This is a genomic window from Xanthomonas sp. WHRI 6108, from assembly GCF_040202385.2.
Taxonomy (GTDB): domain Bacteria; phylum Pseudomonadota; class Gammaproteobacteria; order Xanthomonadales; family Xanthomonadaceae; genus Xanthomonas; species Xanthomonas arboricola.
The window spans coordinates 584,733-609,893 of record NZ_CP168198.1 but is presented as its reverse complement, the minus strand read 5'-3'; the positions used below and the strand labels follow the sequence as shown (position 1 = coordinate 609,893).

The following is a 25,161-nucleotide window of genomic DNA, read 5'->3' as shown; positions in this document are numbered from 1 at the left end:
GCACGCGCCATGCGCCACCGCAGCGCTGGTGCCCGCATCACAGCGCGCCGCGCAGGGTCACCATCACATTGCGTGGCTCGCCGTAATAGCGCCCGTTAACGAAGCTCGACAAGGTGTTGTAGTAGTGCTTGTCGAACACGTTGTTGAGATTGACCGCCACCGACCATTGCCGGTTGAGCTGGTACCGCGCCAATGCATTCCAGACCGCACGCCCCTGGATCGGCGCGGTGGCAGTGCCGATCTGCCGATACGCCGCGCTCTGCGCGCTGACACCGCCACCGACGGTGACGTCCTGCAGCACGCCCGGCAGACGGTAGGTGGTCCATACCCGCAGCAAATGCTTGGGCGTGTAGCTGTTGAAGGTCTGACCCTGGCTGCTGACATCCTGCAGGTAGGTGGTGCGGTTGAAGGTGTAACCGGCAAACACGTTCCAGTCGCGCAGCACCTCGCCGCTGACTTCGGCATCGAACCCGCGGCTGCGCACCTTGCCGCTGTCGATGTAGCAGAAATCGTTGTTGCGGCAGGTGGGGCTGGTGGTCAGGTCGGCCTGGGCGCGGTTTTTCTGCTCGATCTGGAACAGCGCAAACGCGCTGTTGATGCGCCCGTCCAGCCACTCCCCCTTGATGCCCAGCTCGTAGTTGGCGCCGGTCATCGGCTTGAGCATCTCGCCGGCTTCGGTCTGCGCGTTCTGCGGCTGGAAGATGTCCGCATAACTGGCGTAGGCCGACCAGGTCGGGCTCAAGGCGTACAACAGGCCGGCATACGGCGTGACCTGCCCGGTCTCGCGGGTGTGCTCGATCGATTGCGACGGTGACAGCCCGGTGGTGGTGGTGTTCCACAGGGTGTCGTGCCAGCTCACGCGGGTGCCGACGATGGCCCTCAACGGATCCGTCAGCTGCCAGCGCAGTGCGCCGTACAAGCCGAATTCGCGCGAGGTGCCATGCCGGGCCTCGCGTGCATTGGCGAAGATTTCCGCATCGCTGATCGCCCGCACATTGCGCTGCAGATTGAACACATTGAAGGTCTGGAAGTTGTTCTTGTTGCCGTAGACCGTATCCACGGTGGTCTCGGCGAAGTTGCTGCCGATCACCAACTCGTGCCTGCGCCCCAGTGCATTGAACTGCCCGATCACATTGGCGTCGAAGCCGAAGGCGTCCGCATCGGAAATGGTGCGCGCGGCCAGCAGCGCGCCGGTGCCGTTGGCCGGATTGATCGCGCGGCTGGAGCTGGCATATTTCAGATCGTGCAGCTCGCGCACCTGCACCGCGCTGAGCTTGAACACCCAGTCGGCATTGAAGCGATGGTCCAGGTCCAGATACAGCCCGCGATTGGACGAGGACTGCCGGTTCCATGCCGCACCCAGATTGGTCTGCCGTGGCAGGACGATGTCGCGGCCATCGCTGAAACTGGGCAGACCGCCGAAGAACGGCCGGCCTTCCACCTGTTCGTAGCTCACGCCCAGGCTGAGCTGGGTCTGCGGCGAGAACGTGTAGTCGAGCGTGCCGTAATAGGTGGGCGTGCGGCGCGTGACCCCATCGACGAACGAGCGCTGCTCCTGGTAGTCGATCACTCCGCGCGCGCGCAATGCGCCATCGGCGCTGAGGTTGGCGCTGCCATCGATCAAGGCGCCGTAGCGATCCCAGCTGCCGCCCTGGACCATCACGCTGACGCCCGGCACATCCAGCGGGCGCTTGCGCACCAGGTTCACCGCGCCACCGGGATTGCCCGCCCCCTGCAGCAGGCCGGCCGCACCGCGGAGCACTTCGGCGCGATCGTAGATGCCCATATTGGCGCTGTAGTTGCTCGCACGGCCATACATGCCGCGATTGAGCGGCACGCCGTCGTACTGCACCGTGGTGATGTCGAACCCGCGCGAATAGATGTACTTGCCGCCCTGCGGGCTCTGCACGATGGTGATTCCGGTGGTGCTGGCCAGCGCGTCGTAGACCGAGGTGATGTTCTGCTCGTCCATCAACTGACGGGTGACCACGCTGATCGACTGCGGGATGTCCTTGAGCGCCTGCTCGCCGCGGCCGATGCTGACCGCGCGCGCGGTGTAGCTGCCGGTGCCGCTAGTGGTCGCACTGCGGTTGGCCTGCGCGGTGACCTTGACGGTGGGCAGCAGCCACGCGTCCACTTCGCTATTGCTCGTACTCAGCTGCGGCGCGGCGCGCAGCACGTAGCCGCCGGTCTGCAACGGCACGGCCTGCAAGCCGCTGCCCGCCAGCAGCGCAGCCAGGGCCGCCGGTGCGGTGTAGCTGCCATCCAGCCCGGCGGTGGTCTTGCCGTCGGTCTGCGCGGCGGTGAAGCTCAGCAACAGGTTGGCCGAACCGGCCAGTTCACGCAGCGCCGGCGCCAACGGGCCGGCGGGGATGCGGTAGGCCTGGCGTGCATCCTGCGTGGCAGGCGCGGTCTGGGCGATGGCATCGGGCATGCCCGCACACACGCCCAGGCTGCAGAGCGCAACCGCCACGGCCGTGCCCAGCGGCCGCTGCACGGCCTGCACCAGGGCGTTGCGCTGCAACGACGAAGAGGAAAGTTGGCCGCGGCGGCGGGCAGTGATCGACATGCTGTTCCCACAAAGGTTTGGTGTCGCACTGACACCGTCATTGGGGAGGTGCCACAACTGCGGCGATCGGGCAGCCCGGATGCAAACTTTTTTCGGCGAGGTGCCGGCTGGCGGCGCCTCAGCCCTGCCCGGCCGCCTGCACCGTCACCCAGTAACGGCTGCGCCGGCTCACCCGCACCGGCAGCACGCTGGGCAGCATTGCCAGGATGCGGTCGGTGTCGTCCAGCGGGAACACGCCGGAGACGCGCAGGCTGCCCACCTGCGGGTCGCAGCGCAGCAGCCCGGCGCGATAACGGTCGAGTTCGGCGATGAAGGCATCCAGGCGCCACTCGTCGGCGATCAGCTGCCCGCGTACCCAGGCCGCGGCCTGTGCATCGACCGGCGCGATGGCACCGAGCGCGTCGGCGGTAAACCGACACTGCTCCCCTGCCTGCACGCGCCCGACGGCCTGCGTGGCCGCATGTGGCCGCACCTCCACCGCGCTTTCCAGCACGCTCAGCCGGGTGGCGTGTTCGTCCTGGCGCACGCAAAAGCGCGTGCCCAATGCATGGATATCGCCCTGCGCGGTGCGCACCAGCAACGGCCGCGCGTCGTGACCCGCGCCCAGCGCGTGCGCGGTGGTCACCATGATCTCGCCGGCCAGCAACTGCAGCAGCCGCTGCTGCGCATCGAACCGCACATCGATGGCGCTGCGCGTGTTGAGGGTGATGCGGCTGCCGTCCTGCAACTGCACCTCGCGGCGCTGGCCGGTCGCGGTGGCGTAATCGGCGGTGGCGCGCTGCCAGCGTTCGGTGCGCGAGGCCAGCACGCCGGTGGCCCCGGCCACCCCGCCCCACAGCAGCAGGTTCAGCGCCTTACGCCGGCCAGGCGATGCCTGGCCGTTGCTGCCCGCATACGGCGACAGGCTGCGATAGGCCGCCTGCGGGGTCAGCGTCTTCAGCCGCCCGGTCACCGCCTCGATATGCGCCCACGCCCGCGCGTGGTCCGGATGCGCATCGCGCCACTGTTGCCAGCACTGCAGCTGCACCTCGCTCGCAGTGCCGGACATCAGCACCGTCAGCCACTGCGCGGCCTGGTCGGCGACCTCGGCGCTGATCGGTTGCCCGCCGGCCAGCGGCGCGCGCTGGCCGGCAGCGGTGCGCGCACGAGGTGAGGCGGCATCAGCCATCCGTGCAGCTCACGCCGACAGGGCGAACAGGCAATGCCGGTTGGCACGCGTGAGGTATTGCTTGACCGAGCTGCTGGACACGCCCAGCCGCTGCGCGATCTGCGCGTAGCTCAGCTCCTGCAGATGCGCCAGCAAAAAGGCTTCCTTCACCTTGGGCGGCAGGCCATCCAGCGCCTGGTCCACCTGCTGCACCGCTTCCAGCGCCAGCACTTGCAGCTCCGGCGACGGCGCCAATTCCTCTGGAAGCGCAGCCAGCAGTTCCAGGTAGCTGGTTTCCAGCAACTTGCGCCGCTGCCGGTGCGCCATCAGCCGGCGCGCGATGGTGGCCAGGAACGGGCGCGGCTCGCGGATCTCGTCGGCGGCGCCCGCGCTGATCACGCTGATGAAGGTGTCCTGCGCCAGGTCGGCAGCCACGAACGCATCGCCCAGCTTGCGCCGCAGCCAGCCCTGCAGCCAGCCATGGTGGTCGGTGTACAGGCGCTCCACCTGCTGATGAAGCGCGCCTTGCGTGACCGACACGATGACCTCCTGGACGGCTGGACCCAGGCGGCAAGGCGCCCGGCGATAAATGAGAATTGATCTCATTCTATCGGAAGCCGGCGACGTATGCAGGCGCGGCCGCTGGCCCCCCATCACGCGGATCGAGAACATGTAGGCGGTTGACGCTCAAAGCGACCCGGCAGTGGCCTGGGCAAGCCTTCAACATCTAGGCGTTTCGCGCGCTGAGCGGAGGCCAAGTGGCTTGACTGGCCAAGTTTCAGGCAATAAAAAAGCCCGCTTGCAGCGAACTGCCAGCGGGCTTTGCTCCCTCCCCCACGTCGGGATGCAGGATCATAGTGCGCGCCCCGAACGCCACTTGCACGCTGCACTGCAAAACAACACCAGGCAGTACAGAACTGGCGCTTTTTCCTTCACACCGCACTGGCGCGCGGCAGCCTCAGCGCAGCAGATCGGGCTGGGCCTGGTACCACTCCGGTGCACGCAGCAGATGCCATTCCGGGGTCTGGCCGCGCAACCCCACCGCTGCGCTCAACAAGCCCCAGCGCGCGAGCAGACTGCCGCTGCGTTGGCTGCCCTGCAAACGCAAGCGCGCATCCACCTGGAAGCGTTGGTTGCGCGCCTGCAAGCGATCGACGATGACGGTGTCGCCCTGCCAATGCACGCGCCCGGTCACCTGCGCCTGGCCTGCATCCACCAGCCGCAGCATCCAGTTCGGGATCGAACGGTCGCGCGCGTACAGCGCCATCAGGAACGCCAGATCGCGCACCTGGATGCGCACGCGTCCATCCACACCGACCGGCTGGCGCCATTGCATGCGGGTGTCTTCCAGCACGATGCGCGCCCAACAGCCATCGCGGCGCTGACCATCCGGCCCGGTGAATCCGATATTGCGCAGCTGGATGGTGCTGGCGTCGAGGCGAAAGTTTTCCGCACGCAGATCGCCGCGCTGCAAGCGCAGATCGGCATCCACATCGCCACGCAGTGCCAGGCCGGCAAACTGCAGCCGCGCCGCACGCGCACCGATACGCAGGCCGCCCTTGCCGATACGCCCACCGGGTTCGATCTGCAGATCGCCACTGAGCACACCGTTGCCGCCATCGAAACGCAGTTGCTGCTGCGGCAGATAGCGGTTGTAGGCACGCAGATCCGGCACGCGCGCATTGGCGAACACCAGATGCGCACGCGTGGCGTCGCGCAGCGTGGCCAGGTTGCGCGCATCGGCGCGCGTCTGCAGGTCCAGACGCAGGTCGCGGCCCTGCACGAACGGGCGCGTGGGCGCATCGCTGTGCGCAATGGAGAACTGCTGCATCTGCAAGGCAAGTGCCGGCAGCAGCTGCCCGTTCGCATCGGCGCTCACCCGCAGGTCGGCGCTGGCCTGCCCATCGATCGCATGCCCCATCACGCCGACATGCGCACGCACGTGCGGCACCTGCAGACGACTGCCGGCACCGAGCTGGCCGCGATCGATGCGCAGATCCGCATCCACCAGTCCGTCGCCGTCCAGCGTCAGCCAGTCCACGTCCGGGAACAGCGCCGGAATCCAGCTCAGCGAAGACAGCTGCCAGTGCAGGCGCGCATGCCCGGAGGTGCGCGGCAGCAGGCTGCGCATCGATTGCAGCGGCAGCTGCCGGCCCTGCACGCGCAGATCCGCATCCAGGGTCAGCCCGGCATCGGCCGGCTCGGGCATGCTCACCTGCAGGCGCATGTCCTGCTCCACCTGCAGTTGCGCTGCAAGCTCGCCCAGCAGGGCGGCCGGCGTGCGCGTGCTGTCGTGCAGGGGTGCGCGCCATTGCAGCTGGCTGCCGGGCTGCAAGGCGCCACGTATCCAGCGCAACTGCCCATCCGCACGCCCCGTGCCGGCGCGTGTGGCGAGCGTATGGCGCCCCTGGGCATTACGTACGACATCCAGTGCCGCGGTGTCGCCATGCACGCTCACCTGTGCATCGGCAAGCTGCAGCATGGCCAGCCCACGTGCCTGCTCTGGCGCATGCCGCGCGATGCTGGCTTCGATGCGCAGCTGGCCGTTGCGCAGCACTTCGCTGTCACCCCAGCGCATGCGTGCGTTGTCGAAGCGCGCCTGCGAGGGAAACACTTCCATCGGCCCGCCACGCAACTGCTTGAACAGGCCGAGCTGCAGCTGACCATCGCCTTCGATCCGCAGCTGACGCAGCGTCACTGCCTGCACCTGATCGGCGACGATGCGGTCGAACTGCAGGGTCCAGGCCGGAGCGGTCGATGCGGGACCTGCGGGTGCGCCAGCGGTATTGGCGCCCCCGGCGGATTGCGGCATGCGGGCGGCTGCGCCGGTCGTCCGTGCGGGCGGCGGCGTGCTCGCCGCGACGTCCGGGGTGCGTGTGGGTAGCTTGTCCTGCGCGGTCGTTGGCGGCGGCATACCGGCTGCGTCAGCCGGCGTTGCGGCAGCGGCCTGCGTGTTCGGCGCTGTCGCCGGTGCTGGCGTCGCCACGGTACCGGCTGTGGGTACAGCCGCCTGCATGCCGCCGCGCACCCCGTGCGCATGCAGCTCCGGCACCAGCAACTGCCGATGCAGCAACGGCAACAGCCGCACCTGCCCGCTCATGCGCTGCGCGCTGACGTTCCAGCGGGTGCGTGCCGAGCGCCCTTGCAACTCCACCTTCCACAGCGTCAGCCGGCCCGGCCACCAGGTCACTGCCGGGCCCCAGTGCATGGTGAACCGGTCCGGCTTGCGATTGAGCGCGGCCGGCCCGAGTGGCGTGTTGAGCAACAGGTTGCCGAGCAGCAGATAGCTTGCGTACACCACCAGTAACGCCAGCAACGGCCAACGCACCGGGCGGGGCAAGGTCTGCCAGCGGGCGCGAACAGGCATCGTCATGACGGCAGGCTCCTGAAGACCGCGCACGCGGCGTGGCGCAGTGTGCCAAGGAAACCGTGAGCGCGGTGCGCAGCGGCGATTGCGGCTGGGCACCGGCAGGCTGCCCGGTGTGCAGTGGATGTCCTACACGCCCGGCAGTGTGCGCACGCCTCGTCGAAGACGGCAAAGCTGGCCGCATTACGCAAGCCTCAAACCACGAGCCGCTTACTTCGCCTTCGATACCGCCGGCAACAACCCCGGCTGCGCGTCGTACCACTCGCGCGCGCCGGCCAGATGCCACTGGCGCTGCTTGCCATCGAGTTCGATCCCGGCGCCCAGCACGCCCCAGCGCAGATACAGATCGCCGCGCCGCTGCTCATCGTTCAAGGCCAGCCTTGCACGCAGCGACAGCCGCGCATTCTCCGCATGCAGGTCGTCGATCAGCAACTGCTGCTTGCGCCAACGTACCCTGCCGGTGGCGTCGAGCTCGCCCGAATCCAGCAAGCCCAGTACCCAGCGCGGATAGTCGGCACGTTGCGCAAACACCGCCAGCAGCGGCGCGACATCGCGCATGCGGATCGCCGCATCGGCATCCACCTGGAACGGTGCGCTGGCCTGGATGGTGCCGGCACCGACCTGCATCTGCCCCCACCAGTTGGCGTCGCTGCTGTCGTCGCCCACACGCATATTGCGCAGGCGCACGCGCGTGCCGCTGAGGTCGAAGAACTTGTTCTTGAAATCGGCACGCTGCAGCTGCGCCTGCAATTCGGCATCGCCACGCATCTGCACGCCGGCCAGCGCCAGGTGCGCGCCCTGCCCGCGCAGGTTGGCGTGGCCGCTGCCCACATCGCCGGTGGCATTGAGCGCCACATCGCCGGTCAGGCTGCCGCTGCCGCCGAGCAGGCGCACGTTCTTGCCGGGCAGGTAACGGTTGTAGACGGTGAGATCGGGAACGCGCGCATCGCTGAAACGCAGCTGCGCCTTGAGCGTGTCGCGCAGGCGCGCCAGTTCGGCATCGCCATGCATGGCCAGCTGCAGATCGCGGCCGTCCAGCAGGACCTGCCTGGGCGCATCGCGCGGTGCGGCCTTGAAGGTGGGGATGCTCACCTCCAGATGCGCCTGCGGCGTGGCGGCATCGTCGATGCGTCCATGCGCCTTGGCGATACCGGCCAGCCGCGTATCGAACACCTGCGCCACCGCCTCCACACGTGGAATCTCCAGGCTGCTGCCGCTGGCGAGCCGCCCTTGCGCCAAGCGCAGATCGGCCTCGACCAGGCCGCCGCCTGCGAGCTGGAACCAGGGCTTGCGTACGAACAGCTCGGCAATCCAGTTCAGCGATTCGAACTGCCAGCGCCCACGCACCTGCCCTGACAGGCGCGGCAGCACCTGCGCAGGATCCTGGAAGGGAATGCTGCGCCCGGCGATGCGCAGATCGGCCTGCAGTTCGCTGCCCGTCTTCTCGTCGCGCGGCAGGCGTGCCTGCACACGGATGTCGCGCGCCACGTCCAGCTGCAGCGCCAGCATGCCGCGGTCGGTCGCGCCGACGCCGGCCATCAACGGCAGACGCCAGACCGCATGGCTGCCCTCCTGCAGGGTGCCGCGATCCAGCGTGATGTCGGCCTCCACCCGCGCCGCGGACGGCCCGCTGCGGATGTCAACATGCGGCGCGCCGGTGTCGATCTTCAACGCCACGGTCGCCGCCTTCAGCTGCAGGCGCGCATGGGTAATGCCGAGCTTGCGCAGGCCCGGGGCCTGGTCGCGGTAATGGCGCGGAAACTGGAATTGCGCATCCAGCTGCGCGCCATTGAACACCTGCACCCCGTCATAGCTGACCACCGCATCGCGAAAGCCCGCTTCGGAGGGAAACAGCTCCGACGGCCCGCCCTTGAGCTGCTTGAGGAAGCCGACGCTGCCGTGGCCCTGCCCGGCGATCAGCAGCTTGCCCAGGCGCGCACTGCGGATGCTGTTGCTGGTGATCGCATCGAAGCGCAGCGTCCAGCCCTGATCGCCGCGCGGCGGTGGCGGAATGGGCGTGTCGGAGGTTTCCACTTCCGCTTCCAGGCCGGTGGCATGCAGCCACGGCAGCCGCACCTCGCGCCGCAACAGTGCAAGCAAGGCCACACGCGCATTGGCGCGGTCGGCGTGAAACACGTACACGGTGCGGTTGGCCTGCCCGCGCATGCGCACGTTCCAGGCCATCACCTGCCCCGGAAACACGGTCAGTGCCGGGCCGGTCTGCATGGTGAATTTATGCGGCTGCCGGTTGGTGACGGCATCGAACAGCGGCGTGTTGAGGAACAGGTTGCCGGCCAGCAGATACAGCGCATACAGCGCCACCAGCACGACCACTGCGATGCGCCCTGGCCGGGGCCAGCGCTGGAAGCGGTCGCGAAGAGAGGACATGGGCGCAGGCAGAAGTCGAGTCTGCCGCCACTATCGCGGTTGCGCTGGCGGCGAGGCGTGAACATGGCCGGTAGCGCATCACCACCCGCGCTGTACGGCAGCCGGGATGCGTTGACGGTTGGCGCTGCAGTGCAGGAGTGTGACAGGGCGTACCGGTACGCGCTCGCCAGAGGACCGCCGGCCTGCCAGCGGCAACGCCGACGCCAGGCTGCAGATGCGGCAACGAAAGCAGACGCAGCGTCAATGTGTTGCCCCAACCGACCTGGCACGCAACAGTCCGCTTCGCACGCAGTTGCGGCCATCTGCACCGGTGCATTGCACCATGGTCGCAGCGCCGCCAGCGCATGCAGCGGCGATAATGGCAGTCCCCTGTCCCGCTGTGCCGCCATGTCCGACGAACGCATCCTGTACGCGCCGCTGCGCGAGCGCCTGGTTTCTGCCGAGGCCGCTGCCGCATTGATCCAGCCCGGCGAGACCGTGGCGATGAGCGGCTTCACCGGCTCCGGTTACCCCAAGGCGGTGCCGATGGCGTTGGCACAGCGTATCGAAGCGGCGCATCTGCAGGGCCAGCCATTCCAGATCAAGCTGATGACCGGCGCATCCACCGCGCCGGAACTGGACGGCGCGCTGGCCAAGGCCGACGGCATCGCCATGCGCATGCCGTTCCAGTCCGACCCGGACGCGCGCCAACGCATCAACGCCGGCACGCTGGACTATATCGACATCCATCTCAGCCACGTCGCCCAGCACGTGTGGTTCGGCTTCTACGGCCAGATCGACACCGCCGTGGTGGAAGTCTCGGCGATCCGCGCCGACGGCAGCCTGGTGCCGTCCACCTCGATCGGCAACAACAAGACCTGGCTTGACCTGGCCAGCAAGGTGATCATCGAAGTCAACGATTGGCAGCCGGCCGGCCTGGATGGCATGCACGACGTGTACTACGGCACTGCGCTGCCGCCGCAGCGCAAGCCGATCCCGTTGGTGCATGGCGACGACCGCATCGGCGAGCCCAGCCTGCGCTGCGACCCGGACAAGATCGTGGCAGTGGTGCGCACGCATGGCCCGGATCGCAACAGCCCGTTCGCTGCCGCCGACGACAGCAGCGAACGCATCGCCGAGCACCTGATCGCGTTCCTGCGCCACGAAGTGGACAAGGGCCGGTTGCCGGCCAGCCTGCTGCCGCTGCAATCGGGCGTGGGCAATATCCCCAATGCGGTGCTGGCGGGGCTTGCACGCAGCGGCTTCCGCGACCTGGAAGCGTTCACCGAAGTGATCCAGGACGGCATGCTCGCGCTGCTGCGCGATGGCGTGCTGCGCTATGCCTCGTGCACCGGTTTTGCGCTCAGCCCGGAGGGCAACGAGGAGTTCAAGCGCAATATCGATTTCTACCGGCAACGCATCATCATGCGCACGCAGGAGATTTCCAATCATCCGGAGCTGGTGCGCCGGCTCGGCTGCATCGGCATGAACGGCATGATCGAGGCCGACCTGTACGGCAACGTCAATTCCACCCACGTGATGGGCAGCCGCATCATGAACGGCATCGGCGGCTCCGGCGACTTTGCGCGCAACGGCTTCCTGTCGATCTTCCTGAGCCCCAGCATCGCCAAGGCCGGCAGCATCTCGTCGATCGTGCCGATGGTCAGCCATGTCGATCACACCGAACACGATGTCTCGGTGATCGTCACCGAACAAGGCCTGGCCGATCTGCGCGGCCTCACACCCAAGCAACGCGCACGCCAGTTGCTCGATCACTGCGTACACCCGCGCTACCGCGATGCGCTGGAAGATTATGTGGCGCGCGCCAATCGCGACAGCTATGGCAAGCACACCCCGCATCTGCTGACCGAGGCGTTATCGTGGCATCAGCGCTGGTTGGAGACGGGGGATATGTTGGGGTGAGCGGGATCGGGAATCGGGAATCGGCGGTTTAGCGCAGCGTGACGGTGTTGCTAGAGAGATCGGAGCACGGTCGTCGTGCTGGTGTTTAACGCTTCGCGAACTTCATTGCTGGCATCGACATGCTGCGACATCGCGATGTCACGGATGTGGCGGATAACGTTCCTGCCCGCTCGCATTCGGCGGCAGGACGGCTCTCTCCCCCTCCTGCCGCTGGGCGCGACGGGTCACCACTGGGTGGTGTCCAATCCGTCGGGCCGGCTCCCTGCGCCGGCCCGGCGTTCTCGTTTTGGAGCGGCCATCAGCACGCGTGCGCTTGTGCTCATTGCCAGGCTGCTCGAGAGGGGCTTCTCCCTTCTCCCGGCGGGAGAAGGTGGCGCGTAGCGCAGGATGAGGGTCCGCGCGAAGCCTCGTGCTCTCACCCCACCGCCTCGCCGATCACGCAGCTTCGGCAACCCGCCTTGCGCGACGTGCGCGTACGGCCGTCGCCAGGCGCTCGAGCACCTGCACCGAGGCGTCCCACCCCAGGCAGCCGTCGGTGATGCTCTGGCCGTAGGTCAGTGCGCAACCCGGCACCAGCTCCTGGCGTCCGCCGACCAGGTGGCTTTCCACCATGACGCCGACGATGCGGGTCTCGCCGCCTTCCAGTTGCGTGGCGATATCGTCGATGACCTTGGGCTGGTTCTCGGGATTCTTGCCGCTGTTGGCGTGGCTGGCGTCGATCATCAGCCGCGCCGGCAAGCCGGACGTGGTGAGCACCTGGCTGGCCGCTTCCACATTGGCCGCGTCGAAGTTGGGCTGCTTGCCGCCGCGCAGGATCACGTGGCAATCCGGGTTGCCTGCGGTCGCGGCCACCGCAGTGTGGCCGTCCTTGGTCACGGCCAAGAAATGATGCGGGTGCGAGGCCGCACCCACCGCGTCCACCGCAATCTTGACGTCGCCGCCGGTGCCGTTCTTGAAGCCCACCGGGCACGACAGGCCCGAGGCCATTTCGCGATGCACCTGGCTTTCGGTGGTGCGCGCGCCAATCGCGCCCCAGGCCACCAGGTCAGCGATGTACTGCGGCGAGATGATGTCGAGGAATTCCACACCGGCCGGCAGGCCGAGGTTGTTGATGTCGCGCAGCAGACCGCGCGCCACCCGCAGGCCCTTGTTGATCTGGAAGCTGCCATCCAGATCCGGATCGTTGATCAGGCCCTTCCAGCCGATGGTGGTGCGCGGCTTTTCGAAGTACACCCGCATCACGATCTCCAGCGCGTCGCCGAATTGCTCGCGCAGCGGGCGCAGGCGGTGCGCGTAGTCCATCGCCGCGACCGGATCGTGGATCGAGCAGGGCCCGATCACCACCGCCAGGCGGTCGTCACGGCCATGCAGGATCTCGTGCAGCGCGGCACGCGAATTGGTCACGGTCTCGGAGGCGCGCTCGTCGCAGGGCAGCAGCGACAGCAGCTGCGAGGGCGGGGCAAGGGCTTCGATCTTGCGGATACGCAGGTCATCGGTCACAGGCGGCATAACAGTGTCTCGGTGGGCGGTGTTGCATCAGGGAGCCAGGCGCGGCGGCAACAAAAAAGCCGCCAGTGTGCGCTGGCGGCTTTTCGGGAATGCTGCTGAAGATTTCTTCAGGGTGAGCGCAATCCGTCCTCCGCCAGCGGCATCGGAAAACCGTAGTACCAAAAGTAAAACTGGCTGCGGGGTGCGTTCATTGGGTGCATTGATACCACGCACGTTTGGCCGTTGCCACTGTTTCATCGGCAACGGAACGTTGCAGCGCTGCCAATGCGGGGGGCCTGCAGGCCGCATGTGTCGCGCCGACCACCGCGCCGCACGACAAGCTGGGCGAACCGATGCGCGGCATTACCACGCGCGCGTTGGCAGGCCGGGATCGCGTACGGATTGCCTGCGCAGGTGGCATCGACCATGCATCGCACGCCACAGCGCTGTGCCGTGACGTGCGATGCGGCCAGCACCTTCAATCAGAACGTAAACACATATTCCGCCGCCACTTCGCGGCCGATCGGGTTGAACAAGGTGGTGTTGTAGAAGCCGTAACCGTAGAAGCGCTCCTTGTTCTCGTAGCCCACTTCGTTGAACACGTTGTTGACGTAGAAGTTGACCTTGGCGTGGTCGGTGATCCTGTAGCCGGTGCTGAGGTTCCAGTAGATCGCCGGGCCGACGCGGCCGAAGTAACGCTTGCTGCTCTCGCCCAGATGCACGTTAGCGGTGTCGGTGACCACGCATGCGTCCGAGGCACTGGGTTGGTAGCCGTCGTCGAAGCGCTCGCAGGTGCCCCAGTTGACCGCGCGCATGGAGCCGAGCCGGCGGAAGTACACCGTCCAGTCCCAGGCACCGCCGTTGTCCCAATGCACGCTGCCCCGCACACGGCTGCGCACGCGTTCGTCGCGACGGTTTTCGTCGCTGTCGGTGCGGTAGATCTGCTCGCGATAGGCCAGCAGATTGTTGTAGTCCAGCGACAACTGGAAGTTGCCCCAACCCGCCGTGGCAAGCCGGTATTTCAGCGAGGCATCGATGCCGGAGGTTTCCATCTGCGCCAGGTTGATCGGGCCGCGCTCGATGCTGGCAATGGTGCCGTCGGCATTGCGCAACACGCGCGAGGTGATGGTGTCGCAATAGCCGGCGCCGCCGGGATTGTTCCAGGCGCCGCCGCTGATGGTGGTGCCGGTGCGGCAGCCGGCTTCGGCCGAGAGGATCTCGTCGCGGTCCAGATCCTTGATCATTTCCTCCAGCTCGATGCGGTAGTAATCCACGCTCAGCGACAGACCCTGCACGATGTCCCACACCACCCCGCCGGTGAACGAGCGGCCGGTTTCCGAGCGCAGGTCCGGCGTGCCGCGACGGTTCACGTCCACGGTGTAGTAGATGTTGCTGTTTTCGTCGTTGCAGCCGCCAGTGAGATACGCACCGGTGGCGATGCAGCGGTACTGGTCGATCACGGTCTGGTTGGTGGAGCTGGGTTCGCCGAGCACGTAATGCATGTCCGGCGCGCGGAAGCTGGTGGCCAGCGTGCTGCGCAACAACAGGCTCTCGACCGGGCGCCATTCCAGACCCGCGCTCCAGGTGGTGTCGCTTTGGGTGCCGACATCGGTCGGAATCGCCGCAGAAGAACGGTAACTGCCGTAGCGATCGTAGCGGCCGGCGACATTGGCGCTCAGCGTCGACAGCAGCGGAATCTGGAATTCCAGCCCGGCCGAACTGCGCATGCGCTCGCCGCCGCCACTGTCCACCACATCGACCGGATAGCACTCGTTGGCGCAGGGGTCGGGCGACAGCTGGTAGCCCTGCTTGGCGACTTCGGCCACGGTGGCGAAGCGGATCGGCCCGGCCCAGCCCTGCACCAGATCGCCGCTCAGGCTGAAGCTGGCCTGGTTCACCCACGAATACGCCGAGTTATGCGATTTGGCGACCAGCTCGTCGTATTCGCTCGAGGACAGCGGCGCATACAGGCGCGCCTGGTTGATCGCATAGATCGGCGTGCCGTCGGCGGCGGTGCCGGTGGGGCTGCCGAGGAAATAATCGGTGGCGCGGGCGGTGTCCACGGTGCGTACGTATTCGTCCACCGTGTAGCGCGAGCGGCCCACGCTCAGCTCCCAGTCGAAGCGGTCGGCCCACACGCCACGCAAGCCGGCGCTCAGGTCCCAGGACTGCTCCTTGTTGTAGTTGGCCAGCCGGTCCCAACCACCGGCCTCGCGCCGGGTGAGCTGGCGGATCGCATACAGCGAGCGGCCGGTGTCGGCGTCCTGGAACGGGCCCAGATACACGTACGGCGGGTCGTAGGTCCAGCGGCCGATACTGCGGTTGGCCGACAGCGTGGCCCAGGCTTCGGTGTGCTCGCCGAACTTCCAGGTGCCGTAGAGATACGCCGAATAGTCCTCGCTGCCGGTGACCAGCCCCCAGTCGCCGTAGTCGCGGGCCACGCCGCAGTAGTCGCCGGCGTTGGTGACCACCCCGGTGTTCTGGTTGTAGCTCAGCCGCTGCCCGTCGATGAACTCGCCGCCGAAGCGCGCGCAGGTGCCGGCGGGCGGTGCGAGGCGTTCGTTGGTGTTGGCATCGACCAGGCTCAGGCCGGTGAACGGGTTGAAGCCGTAGCGGCGGTTCTGCCCGGTCCAGTTGGAATAGGCCATGTCGTCGGAATCGTCCATCTCGGGGCGATCGCGCCCGCTCAACGGATCGCGCCGGGTGGCCTGCAGCGCGTAGGTCAGGCTCCAGTTCTCGCCGGTGCGCCCGCCGGCCCAGGACACGTCGAAGCTGTCGCGGCCGCCTTCGGTGGCAGTGCCGCCGCGCAGCCGCACCTGGTCGCCCTGGTAATCGCGCTTGAGGATCACGTTGACCACGCCGGCCACCGCGTCCGAGCCGTAGATCGCCGAGGCGCCGCCGGTCAGGATGTCGATGCGCTCCACTGCCGCGGACGGGATGTTGCTGTAGTTGGAAAAGTTGCTCTCGCCGCCGTACGGCAGCGGGTAGTCGGCCACGCGGTGGCCGTTGACCAGCAGCAGGGTGCGGCCCGGGCCCAGGTCGCGCAGGTTGATCGGCGAGGCGTTGGGCGTATGCGAGCCCCATTGCGTATCGGCCTCCACCGAGCCCTGCTGGTTCATGCTGTTGAGCACGTCGTAGACGGTGGCAAAGCCCTCCTGCTGGATCTGCTGCGCAGAGATGGTGACCACCGGTTGCGCGCCCTCGACCTGCGCGCGCTTGATGCGCGAGCCGGTGACGCTGACCGCGTCCAGGGTGGAGGTGGTGCGCGGTTGCTCCGGCTCGGCCTGCTGGGCAGCCGCCGACGGTGCGACCGCAGCGGTCAGGGCGAGGGACAAGGAAATCGACAAGGCAAGGCGATGACTGCGGCAGTTCATAAGATCCCCGGGAGAGGCCGGCATGGCCGGCGTGGCGTTCCACTGCAACGACGCCTGCGAGCGATGCACCGCATCGCCGCCCCCTGTCCGATGGCCCCCCGACCGTTCGGCGCAAGCGCCTGCCCAGCGACGCTAGGTTGGCGCTGACATCGATGTCAACACACTGTCATGCAAGTGTGATGGGGTTCGCGATCCACGCGATGGCACGCACGTCGACACGGTTGGGGCCGCGAACCGATTGCGCGAACCGTGGCATCTGCGCCGCGTAGGAGCGCACCCGGGCGCGATTGGGGCATTCCCGGTGAAGCCCCTTCGCGCCCCGGGGCGCTCCTACGGGGTCATGGGGTTTGCGTGGCCATGCAAGCGCCGAGTTCGACAAGGTCGAGGCCGCTAACCGATTGCGCGAACCGTGGCATCTGCGCCGCGTAGGAGCGCACCCGGGCGCGATTGGGGCATTCCCGGTGAAGCCCATTCGCGCCCTGGGGCGCTCCTACGGGGTCATGGGGTTTGCGTGGCCATGCAAGCGCCGAGTTCGACAAGGTCGAGGCCGCGAACCGATTGCGCAAGCCAATGGCATCGGCCCCGCGTAGGAGCGCACCCGGGCGCGATTGGGGCGTTCCCGATAAAGCCTCTTCGCGCCCAGGGGCGCTCCTACGGGTCATGATGGGGTCTGCGTGGCCACGCACGACCTCTTGCGGCATCCACGACCGCCCACAAAAAACCCCGCCTTTCGGCGGGGTCCTTTTTTGCTGCAACAGCCGAGTGGCGTGGATCAGAAATCCATGCCGCCCATGCCGCCCATGCCACCGCCGGCCGGCATCGCCGGCTCGTCCTTCTTCGGTGCATCGGCCACCATCGCTTCGGTGGTGATCATCAGGCCGGCGATCGAGGCTGCGTTCTGCAGCGCCGAGCGGGTGACCTTGGTCGGATCCAGGATGCCGAACTCGACCATGTCGCCGAACTCGCCGTTGGCCGCGTTGTAACCGTAGTTGCCGGTGCCTTCCTTGACCTTGTTCAGGATCACGGACGGCTCTTCGCCGGCATTGGCCACGATTTCGCGCAGCGGGGCTTCCATCGCGCGCAGGGCGATCTGGATGCCGTGGGTCTGGTCTTCGTTGGCACCGGTCAGGTTACCGACGGCCACCAGCGCACGCACCAGGGCCACACCGCCGCCCGGGACCACGCCTTCTTCGACGGCTGCACGGGTGGCGTGCAGGGCGTCTTCGACGCGGGCCTTCTTTTCCTTCATTTCGATTTCGGTCGACGCGCCGACCTTGATCACTGCAACGCCACCGGCCAGCTTGGCCACGCGCTCCTGCAGCTTCTCGCGGTCGTAATCGGACGAGGTGTCTTCGATCTGGGTCTTGATCTGGCCAACGCGGGCTTCGATCGTGGCCGAGTCGCCGGCGCCGTCGATGATGGTGGTGTTCTCCTTGGAGACCTGCACCTTCTTGGCGCGGCCCAGGTCCTTGATCGTGGCCTTCTCCAGCGCCAGACCCACTTCCTCGGAGATCACGGTGCCGCCGGTCAGCACGGCCATGTCTTCCAGCATCGCCTTGCGACGGTCGCCGAAGCCCGGTGCCTTGACGGCCACGACCTTGACGATGCCACGGATGGTGTTGACCACCAGGGTGGCCAGCGCTTCGCCTTCGACTTCTTCAGCGACGATCAGCAACGGCTTGCCGGCCTTGGCCACGCCTTCCAGCACGGGCAGCAGGTCGCGCACGTTGGAGATCTTCTTGTCGTGCAGCAGGATGAACGGGTCGTCCAGGTCGGCCGACTGGCTCTGCTGGTTGTTGATGAAGTACGGGGAGAGGTAGCCGCGATCGAACTGCATGCCCTCGACCACGTCCAGCTCGTTTTCCAGGCCCGAGCCTTCTTCAACGGTGATCACGCCTTCCTTGCCGACCTTCTGCATCGCTTCGGCAATGATGTTGCCGATCGATTCGTCCGAGTTGGCCGAGATGGTGCCGACCTGGGCAATCGCCTTGTCGTCGGTGGTGGGCTTGGAGATGTTCTTCAGCTCGACGACGGCGGCCTTGACGGCCTGGTCGATACCGCGCTTGAGGTCCATCGGGTTCATGCCGGCGGCCACGGCCTTGGCGCCTTCGCGGATCAGGGCCTGGGCCAGCACGGTGGCGGTGGTGGTGCCGTCGCCGGCGTTGTCGTTGGTCTTGGAAGCGACTTCCTTGACCATCTGCGCGCCCATGTTCTCGAACTTGTCAGCCAGTTCGATTTCCTTGGCGACGGAGACGCCGTCCTTGGTGATGGTCGGCGCGCCGAAGCTCTTCTCGAGCACGACGTTGCGGCCCTTCGGGCCCAGGGTGGCCTTGACGGCATTGGCAAGCACGTTGACGCCACGAACCATACGGGTACGTGCGTCTTCACCGAAACGAATGTCTTTAGCAGCCATTTGTTGTAACTCCGGAATTTGAGATTGGGGATTGGGGATTGGCTAAAGCGGGGTTCAGGGGAGATGCGGGATCAGCTGCGCCAAGCGCAGTGGCCAATCCCGAATCCCCACTCCCGAATCCCGCCGGCAACGGCTATCAGCCGATGACGGCCAGGATGTCGTCTTCGCGCAGCACCTTGTACTCGACGCCTTCGGACTTGTAGCTGCTGCCGGCGTACTGGCCGTAGATGACCTTGTCGCCGACCTTGACCACCGGCGCGCGCAGGCTGCCGTTGTCCAGGGGCTTGCCGGCGCCGATGGCGACGACTTCACCCTTGGTGGACTTTTCCTTGGCGGAGTCCGGGATCACGATGCCGCCGGCGGAAACTTCGTCGGCTTCGATCGGCTTGACTACAACGCGGTCGTGAAGCGGCTTGATGCTCATAGAGAAAGACCCTCTTAAGTGATTGATTGGTCTGGAAATTATCGGCGATGTTAGCACTCGTATGTGACGACTGCCAGCACAGCGCGCGGAAAAAACCCGACAGAGCGGGTGCGGGCCAGAGATTGTGCTGTGTGGCCAGCTTTCAAGGGCTGGGGGCAAAAAATTTTCGCCGGGCAGTTCCGTGCCAGGGCCACGGCGCGGCCGACACGACCTGGCGCGCATTGCCCCGCTGGCAACGGTCAGCCGGGTGGGAACCGGGCTGCGCGATCGCCAGCTGCGCCTGAGACCGGCTACCGAGCCACTGGCACGCCGGACAGTGCGCACCGAGCAGTCGCCGGAGCAGCCGCTCTAAAAATGGAACCAGGTTCCACCGATTGTCATGCACACGTTTTACAGTCGGCCACGCATTCCCCGATCACAAGGAGCTGTCGATGAGGTTGCCGTCCCCTGCCCGTGCTTTCCCCTTGCGCTGGGCCCCCAGTTGCACGCTTCCGCTGGCCTGTGCGCTTGCGCTGGCCGTCCCCACCGCCCACGCGGCGGTGTTCATCAACGAACTGCATTACGACGACGCAGGCGCCTCCGGCGACAGCGGCGAAGGGGTGGAAGTGGTGGCCACCGCCGGCGAATCGCTGAGCGGCTACCGCATCTATCTGTACAACGGCAGCACGCCGGGCGCGGCGACGGTCTACGCCAACACGGCGGTGCCGGCAGGCAGCCTGGTCAGCTGCGGCAGCCAGGTGCGCGTGGCCACGGTCGGCTACGCCAGCAACGGCGTGCAGAACGGGCCCAACGACGGCGTGGCGCTGGTCGACCCCAACGGCCAGCTGGTGCAGTTCCTCAGTTACGAAGGCGCCATCACCGCCAGCGGCGGCCCTGCCGCCGGCATCACCAGCCAGAACCTGCCGGTCAGCGAGAGCAACAGCAGCGCGGTCGGCAGTTCGCTGCAACTGACCGGCACCGGCAGCAGCGCGGCCAACTTCAGCTGGGCCGGCTCGTCGGCGCAGACCTTTGGCGCGTGCAACCGCGGCCAGAGCTTCAACGGCAGCGGCGGTGGCGGCGAGACCGGCGCGGCACCGACGATCACCAGCACCACCCCGACCCAGGGCGCGACCGGCTTTCCCGCCGCCGGCGACCTGAGCGTGGGCTTCAGCGAGGCGGTGACGCTGAGCAGCGGCGCCTTCGCACTGAGCTGCGCCAGCTCCGGCACGGTGGCGCTGAGCTACCCGACCAGCGGCACCCGCTTCAGCCTGTCCACCAACACCGCCTTGGTCGGTGGCGAGCGCTGCACCCTGGCGATCACCGCCAGCGCCATCCGCGATGCCAGCGGGCTGAGCCCGGCCGCCAACCAGTCGATCGCCTTCACCGTGGCCACCGCCAGCGGCGGTGGCACCGGTTACTACTCGCGGGTCAACACCGCCAATGCCAGCCAGTTGCGCTGTTCGCTGCACACCGTGATCAAGGGCCACACGGTCTATCCGTACAGCGGCTCGGGCACCAGCACCTGGACGATCCTGGAGATGGCCGACGAGGATCCCAACAACAGCGGCCGGATCCTGGACGCCTACCGCAACCGCAGCTACGCCAAGGGCAGCGACCGTGCCGGCACCGGGAGCGGGCTGACCTACAACCGCGAGCACACCTGGCCCAACTCGCTGGGCTTCGGCAGCGCCAGCGGCGACAAGGGGCTGCCGTATGCGCCCTATACCGACACCCACATGCTGTATCTCACCGACACCGCCTTCAACGCCGACCGCGGCAACAAGCCCTACGCGGCCTGCACCAGCAGCTGCGGCGAGCGGGTCACCGAGGTCAATGACGGCAGTGGCGGCGGCAGCGGGCGCTATCCGGGCAATTCCAACTGGGTGCGCACCCCGGACGGCAACGGCGGTACCTTCGAGGTGTGGGGCAAGCGCAAGGGCGACATGGCGCGTGCGGTGATGTACATGGCGATCCGCTACGAAGGCGGCACCGACGCGGCCACCGGGCAGTCCGAGCCGGACCTGGAACTCACCGACGACCGCAGCAAGATCGTGCAGACCTCGGCCTCGCCGGCCTATATGGGCCTGTTGTCCACGCTGCTGGCCTGGCACCAGGCCGACCCGCCGGACGATGCCGAGCGGGCGCGCAACCAGGTGATCTTCAGCTTCCAGGGCAACCGCAACCCGTTCGTGGATCACCCCGAATGGGCGACCTCGAGCCTGTTCACCTCGGCCAAGCCGGCCAGCTGCCAGCTGGCCAATTGATCCGGCCCGGCCCGGTGCCCCAGGCGCCGGGCCGGGAGACGGCCTGCAGCGGCAATCCACGTGCCCGACCGCGCAGCAGGCGCGCGAGCCGTCGGCCTGCGTCATTCAACATCAGCGGGCAGGCGCAGGACCGGTATCGCCGGCCAGCCGCCAGGCTCAGCGAACTTGACGCCCTGTTCCGGAATCTGCGGTCGATCCCCCGCAGACAGGGGATTACACTGCGCGGTCACATGAGCGCCTCTTCCCTCCATCTGTTGTTCAGCACCTGCCCGGATGCCGACAGCGCCGAGCGCATTGCGCGCGTGCTGCTGGACGAGCGCCTGGCCGCCTGCGTCACCCAGTTGCCCGGCGTGCAGTCGCTGTATCGCTGGAACGGGGCGATCGAGCGCAGCCAGGAAGTGCAGCTGTTGATCAAGACCTGGGAGGACCGCCTGCCGGACGCCATCGCGCGGCTGCAGGCGCTGCATCCGTATGAACTGCCGGAGGCGATCGCGGTCCAAGCCAGCGCCGGGCTGCCGGCGTATCTCGATTGGGTCCGGGCCGAAACCCGCAAGGAATCCTGACGTCCATGAAGTCTCTGTCCCGCTGGATCGCCCGCTGCGCATTGCTGGCCGTACCCTTGCTCGCCGCGCCGCTGGCGCTGGTGGCGCCCCTGCCCGCGCAGGCCGCGGTCACCGAGGCCGACCTGCTGCCGGTGGATCAGGCCTTCACCCTGAGCGCCACCGCCGACAGCCGTGACAGCATCGCGCTGCGCTGGAAGATCGCGCCGGGCTATTACCTGTACCGCCACCGCATCAGCGTCAAATCCGGGCAAGGCTTTGCCGCCGGCGAGCTGGCGCTGCCGGAAGGCGAGAGCAAGCACGACGAGTTCTTTGGCCAGGTGCAGACCTACCGCAAGCAGCTGCAGGCAAGACTGGCCGGCAAGGCCGATGCCGGGTTGCAGACCGCCGTGCTGCAGGTGCAATACCAGGGCTGTGCCGACGCCGGCGTGTGCTACCCGCCGCAACGCCGCGAGCTGCGCGTGCGCCTGCCCGATGCCTCGGCTCCCGCCGCGACGCCCGCCACCCCACGCGAAAACCTGGGCGCACTGGTGCCGCGCGCACCGGCAGGCCCGCGGCTGTTCGGCAGCACCGGCCAGGCCGCCGGCGTGGACGCACTGCCGCTGCCGGCCGAGCAGGCCTTCACCTTCGAAGCCATCGTCGGCGACGGCAACAGCCTGCTGCTGCGCTTCACCCCCGCGCCCGGCTATTACATCTACCGCGACCGCACCTCGCTGGCGCTGGAAGGCGCCGGCGGCGTGCGTCCCGGGCTGCCGCGCTGGCCGCAGGGCAAGGCGCACCGCGATGAGCACTTCGGCGATGTGGTGGTGTATTTCGACCAGGCCGAAGTCACCTTGCCGCTGCTGCGCGAGCATGCCGAACCGGTCAAGGCGACCCTGGTGGCGACCTTCCAGGGCTGCCAGACCGATGGCATCTGCTACCCGCCGATGACCCGTCGGGTGGCGCTGGAGTTGCCCGCCGGCACGGTGTCGCCGCAGAACCAGGCGCAGGCGGCGCCGCTGATGATCTCGCCGCTGCCGGCCGGGCAGCTGCCTGCGGAACCGGCGCCGGCACCGACGCCCGCAGCGACTGCAGCGCCGGCCGCAGATGCCTCGGCCGACAATCCGCAGCGCACCCAACCGCCGCACGCCGACAAGGGCTTGCTGGCGATGCTGGTGCTGGCCCTGCTCGGCGGGCTGGTGCTGAACCTGATGCCCTGCGTGCTGCCGATCCTGTCGCTGAAGGTGCTGGGCCTGGCCCACAGCGGCGAGAGCCGCAGCCACGCGCGCAGCCATGCGATCTGGTATTCGCTGGGTGTGCTGGTGTCGTTTGCGGCGATCGGCGCGCTGGTGATCGGCCTGCGCGCGGCCGGGCAGGCGGCCGGCTGGGGCTTCCAGCTGCAGCAGCCGTGGTTCGTCGCGGCGCTGGCCTATCTGATGTTTGCGGTGGGCCTGAGCCTGTCGGGCGTGTTCACGCTGGGCAGCAATCTGGGCGGCATCGGCCAGTCGCTGGCAGCGCGCAATGGCCCACTGGGCGATTTCTTCACCGGCGTGCTGGCCTGCGTGGTGGCCAGCCCCTGCATCGCCCCGTTCATGGGCACCGCACTGGCGTATGCCTTCACCGCCCCGGCGCTGCTGGCGATGCTGGTGTTCCTGGCGCTGGGCCTGGGCCTGGCGCTGCCGTTCCTGCTGATCGGTTTCATCCCCTCGCTGGCGCGGCGCCTGCCCACGCCCGGCGCGTGGATGGAAACGCTCAAGCAGGTGCTGGCGTTCCCGATGTATCTCACTGCGATCTGGCTGCTGTGGGTGCTGGGCAAGCAGCGCGGCGTGGACGCGCTGGCGCTGATGCTGGTTGGCGCCACCCTGCTGGCACTGGGCCTGTTCTGCTTCGAGCGCAGCCGCTGGAAGAGCCATCGCATCGGCATGGGCCTGGCCGCGGTGATGCTGGTGCTGGCGGTCGTGCCGGTGGTCGGGGTCACCCGCCTGCGCCTGCCGGCCGCCACTGCCGCCGAAGGCGTGGTGGCGTTCTCGCCGCAGTTGCTGGACCGCCTGCGCGCCGACAACCGCGTGGTGTTCGTCAACATGACCGCCGACTGGTGCGTGACCTGCAAGGCCAACGAGAAGAACGTGCTGAGCAGCGCCGACTTCCGCGACGCACTGCGCCGCGTCGACGCGGTCTACATGAAAGGCGACTGGACCAATGTCGACCCCAGGATCAGCGCCTTCCTCGACCAGCACCAGGCCGTCGGCGTGCCGCTGTACGTGGTCTACGGCCCCGGCGCGCCGCCGGCGGTGCTGCCGACCGTGCTGACCAACGCGATCACCGAGGATGCGTTGCTGCGCGCGGCTAGGTGAGCCGGTCGGTCAGACCCGCGGGCCGGCACGCCGGCTCGAACGGCGGCCCGATGCATGGACGGCATGGGTCGATGATGAAGGGAGCGAGCGCCGATCGGCGCTGAAGTGGCTGGATGCCGGCGAACACCAGCCGGCGTTGCCGAGCACGCCGCTCGACAGCACGACAGATAGCAGGGGCCGGGACGCACGGCAGCGAACGCACCGCTTCCGCGAATGGACGCGCTGCACTACGCACCATGGCGATTCAGCAGATGGTCGGCATGCGATCGACAGACCGGCAAGGCTGGGCGCCTGCCGCGAAACCGCAGCCCCACAGGGCCTGGCACACCAACGCAGCAGCGTGCCACCACGAAATTAAAACAACCGTTTAAAACAGACCTAACTTCGCCTATCTGGACAGCATCGGCGACATCGCGCAGACTTCCGGCCTTTCCGCTCTCCCGGATGTCATGGCCCACCTGCTGCTGTTGCACGGCCCCAACCTCAACCTGCTCGGCACCCGCGAGCCGGATGTCTACGGGCGCACCACGCTGGCGCAGATCGATGCGGCCCTGGTGGATCGTGCGCAGGCCGCCGGGCATACCCTGGCCTGCCTGCAGTCCAATGCCGAGCACGTGCTGGTGGAGCGCATCCACGCCGCGCGCGAGGACGGCACCGCCTACATCCTGATCAACCCGGCCGCCTTCACCCATACCTCGGTGGCGCTGCGCGACGCGCTGCTGGGCGTGGGCTTGCCGTTCGTGGAAATCCATCTGTCCAACCCGCATGCGCGCGAGCCGTTCCGTCACCACAGCTATCTCAGCGACAAGGCCGACGGCGTGATCTGCGGCTTTGGCGCCGACAGCTACCGGCTGGCGCTGGAAGCGGTGATCGCGCGGCTGGAACGCGACGCATGACATCCCGCTCACCCACGCCGGCGTCCGCGCCGACGGCCTGACCCCCTTCCGCCGGCA

15 protein-coding genes are annotated in these 25,161 nt (G+C 67.5%); 5 read left to right on the top strand and 10 right to left on the bottom strand.

The window, feature by feature from the left end:
- Window positions 1-37: 37 nt before the first annotated feature.
- The 5 genes from ABQ039_RS02605 to ABQ039_RS02585 all read right to left on the bottom strand — a co-directional run bounded on the left by ABQ039_RS02605 (window position 38) and on the right by ABQ039_RS02585 (window position 9,471).
- Entirely contained in the window at window positions 38-2,569 is a 2,532-nt protein-coding gene (locus ABQ039_RS02605; protein WP_184610042.1) for a TonB-dependent siderophore receptor, read from the bottom strand.
- A 118-nt stretch (window positions 2,570-2,687) separates the two neighbouring features.
- Window positions 2,688-3,737 carry a FecR domain-containing protein gene (locus ABQ039_RS02600; protein ID WP_184610039.1) on the bottom strand — a complete coding sequence of 350 codons (1,050 nt, stop codon included), beginning with the start codon at window positions 3,735-3,737 and terminating at the stop codon, window positions 2,688-2,690.
- 9 nt (window positions 3,738-3,746) lie between these two features.
- Window positions 3,747-4,256: a sigma-70 family RNA polymerase sigma factor gene (locus ABQ039_RS02595; RefSeq protein WP_065032200.1), complete on the bottom strand. Its 510-nt coding sequence runs from the start codon at window positions 4,254-4,256 to the stop codon at window positions 3,747-3,749.
- Window positions 4,257-4,674: 418 nt separating this feature from the next.
- Window positions 4,675-7,089, bottom strand: a complete 2,415-nt coding sequence (locus ABQ039_RS02590) for a hypothetical protein (RefSeq protein WP_184610037.1) — start codon at window positions 7,087-7,089, stop codon at window positions 4,675-4,677.
- Window positions 7,090-7,293: 204 nt separating this feature from the next.
- Window positions 7,294-9,471, bottom strand: a complete 2,178-nt coding sequence (locus tag ABQ039_RS02585; RefSeq protein ID WP_184610035.1) for a hypothetical protein — start codon at window positions 9,469-9,471, stop codon at window positions 7,294-7,296.
- Between the two features lie 387 nt (window positions 9,472-9,858).
- On the opposite strand from ABQ039_RS02585, the gene ABQ039_RS02580 reads away from it, so the two are divergent.
- Window positions 9,859-11,373, top strand: a complete 1,515-nt coding sequence (locus tag ABQ039_RS02580) for an acetyl-CoA hydrolase/transferase family protein (RefSeq protein WP_104543436.1) — start codon at window positions 9,859-9,861, stop codon at window positions 11,371-11,373.
- A gap of 435 nt (window positions 11,374-11,808) precedes the next feature.
- Here the strand turns inward: ABQ039_RS02580 and ABQ039_RS02575 are convergent, their stop codons facing one another.
- From ABQ039_RS02575 to ABQ039_RS02555, 5 genes are all read right to left on the bottom strand, one after another.
- Entirely contained in the window at window positions 11,809-12,882 is a 1,074-nt protein-coding gene (locus ABQ039_RS02575; RefSeq protein ID WP_126965244.1) for a 3-deoxy-7-phosphoheptulonate synthase, read from the bottom strand.
- A 27-nt stretch (window positions 12,883-12,909) separates the two neighbouring features.
- Window positions 12,910-13,119 carry a hypothetical protein gene (locus ABQ039_RS02570; protein WP_146011412.1) on the bottom strand — a complete coding sequence of 70 codons (210 nt, stop codon included), beginning with the start codon at window positions 13,117-13,119 and terminating at the stop codon, window positions 12,910-12,912.
- Window positions 13,120-13,343: 224 nt separating this feature from the next.
- Window positions 13,344-16,235, bottom strand: a complete 2,892-nt coding sequence (locus tag ABQ039_RS02565; RefSeq protein WP_349778116.1) for a TonB-dependent receptor domain-containing protein — start codon at window positions 16,233-16,235, stop codon at window positions 13,344-13,346.
- A 772-nt stretch (window positions 16,236-17,007) separates the two neighbouring features.
- Window positions 17,008-18,648: a chaperonin GroEL gene (gene groL / locus ABQ039_RS02560; protein WP_039523170.1), complete on the bottom strand. Its 1,641-nt coding sequence runs from the start codon at window positions 18,646-18,648 to the stop codon at window positions 17,008-17,010.
- A gap of 136 nt (window positions 18,649-18,784) precedes the next feature.
- Window positions 18,785-19,072, bottom strand: coding sequence for a co-chaperone GroES (locus ABQ039_RS02555; protein WP_003483210.1), 288 nt, complete (start codon window positions 19,070-19,072; stop codon window positions 18,785-18,787).
- Window positions 19,073-19,503: 431 nt separating this feature from the next.
- Here ABQ039_RS02555 and ABQ039_RS02550 point away from each other — a divergent pair, with 431 nt between their 5' ends.
- The 4 genes from ABQ039_RS02550 to aroQ all read left to right on the top strand — a co-directional run bounded on the left by ABQ039_RS02550 (window position 19,504) and on the right by aroQ (window position 25,104).
- Complete coding sequence (locus tag ABQ039_RS02550; protein WP_349778115.1) at window positions 19,504-21,315, top strand: endonuclease; 1,812 nt, start codon at window positions 19,504-19,506, stop codon at window positions 21,313-21,315.
- 230 nt (window positions 21,316-21,545) lie between these two features.
- On the top strand, window positions 21,546-21,878 hold the full coding sequence (gene cutA / locus ABQ039_RS02545) for a divalent-cation tolerance protein CutA (RefSeq protein WP_024940554.1): 333 nt from the start codon (window positions 21,546-21,548) through the stop codon (window positions 21,876-21,878).
- A gap of 5 nt (window positions 21,879-21,883) precedes the next feature.
- Window positions 21,884-24,208: a protein-disulfide reductase DsbD gene (locus ABQ039_RS02540; RefSeq protein ID WP_349778114.1), complete on the top strand. Its 2,325-nt coding sequence runs from the start codon at window positions 21,884-21,886 to the stop codon at window positions 24,206-24,208.
- Between the two features lie 449 nt (window positions 24,209-24,657).
- On the top strand, window positions 24,658-25,104 hold the full coding sequence (gene aroQ, locus ABQ039_RS02535) for a type II 3-dehydroquinate dehydratase (protein ID WP_024940552.1): 447 nt from the start codon (window positions 24,658-24,660) through the stop codon (window positions 25,102-25,104).
- Window positions 25,105-25,161 lie beyond the last annotated feature (57 nt).

Bases quoted from the DNA above. Each gene is read 5' to 3' on its own strand.
- ABQ039_RS02605 (WP_184610042.1), bottom strand. From the start codon at position 2,569: ATGTCGATCACTGCCCGCCGCCGCGGCCAACTTTCCTCTTCGTCGTTG.
- ABQ039_RS02600 (WP_184610039.1), bottom strand. From the start codon at position 3,737: ATGGCTGATGCCGCCTCACCTCGTGCGCGCACCGCTGCCGGCCAGCGC.
- ABQ039_RS02590 (WP_184610037.1), bottom strand. From the start codon at position 7,089: ATGACGATGCCTGTTCGCGCCCGCTGGCAGACCTTGCCCCGCCCGGTG.
- ABQ039_RS02585 (WP_184610035.1), bottom strand. From the start codon at position 9,471: ATGTCCTCTCTTCGCGACCGCTTCCAGCGCTGGCCCCGGCCAGGGCGC.
- ABQ039_RS02580 (WP_104543436.1), top strand. From the start codon at position 9,859: ATGTCCGACGAACGCATCCTGTACGCGCCGCTGCGCGAGCGCCTGGTT.
- ABQ039_RS02575 (WP_126965244.1), bottom strand. From the start codon at position 12,882: ATGCCGCCTGTGACCGATGACCTGCGTATCCGCAAGATCGAAGCCCTT.
- ABQ039_RS02570 (WP_146011412.1), bottom strand. From the start codon at position 13,119: ATGAAACAGTGGCAACGGCCAAACGTGCGTGGTATCAATGCACCCAAT.
- ABQ039_RS02565 (WP_349778116.1), bottom strand. From the start codon at position 16,235: ATGAACTGCCGCAGTCATCGCCTTGCCTTGTCGATTTCCTTGTCCCTC.
- groL (WP_039523170.1), bottom strand. From the start codon at position 18,648: ATGGCTGCTAAAGACATTCGTTTCGGTGAAGACGCACGTACCCGTATG.
- ABQ039_RS02555 (WP_003483210.1), bottom strand. From the start codon at position 19,072: ATGAGCATCAAGCCGCTTCACGACCGCGTTGTAGTCAAGCCGATCGAA.
- ABQ039_RS02550 (WP_349778115.1), top strand. From the start codon at position 19,504: ATGAGGTTGCCGTCCCCTGCCCGTGCTTTCCCCTTGCGCTGGGCCCCC.
- cutA (WP_024940554.1), top strand. From the start codon at position 21,546: ATGAGCGCCTCTTCCCTCCATCTGTTGTTCAGCACCTGCCCGGATGCC.
- ABQ039_RS02540 (WP_349778114.1), top strand. From the start codon at position 21,884: ATGAAGTCTCTGTCCCGCTGGATCGCCCGCTGCGCATTGCTGGCCGTA.
- aroQ (WP_024940552.1), top strand. From the start codon at position 24,658: ATGGCCCACCTGCTGCTGTTGCACGGCCCCAACCTCAACCTGCTCGGC.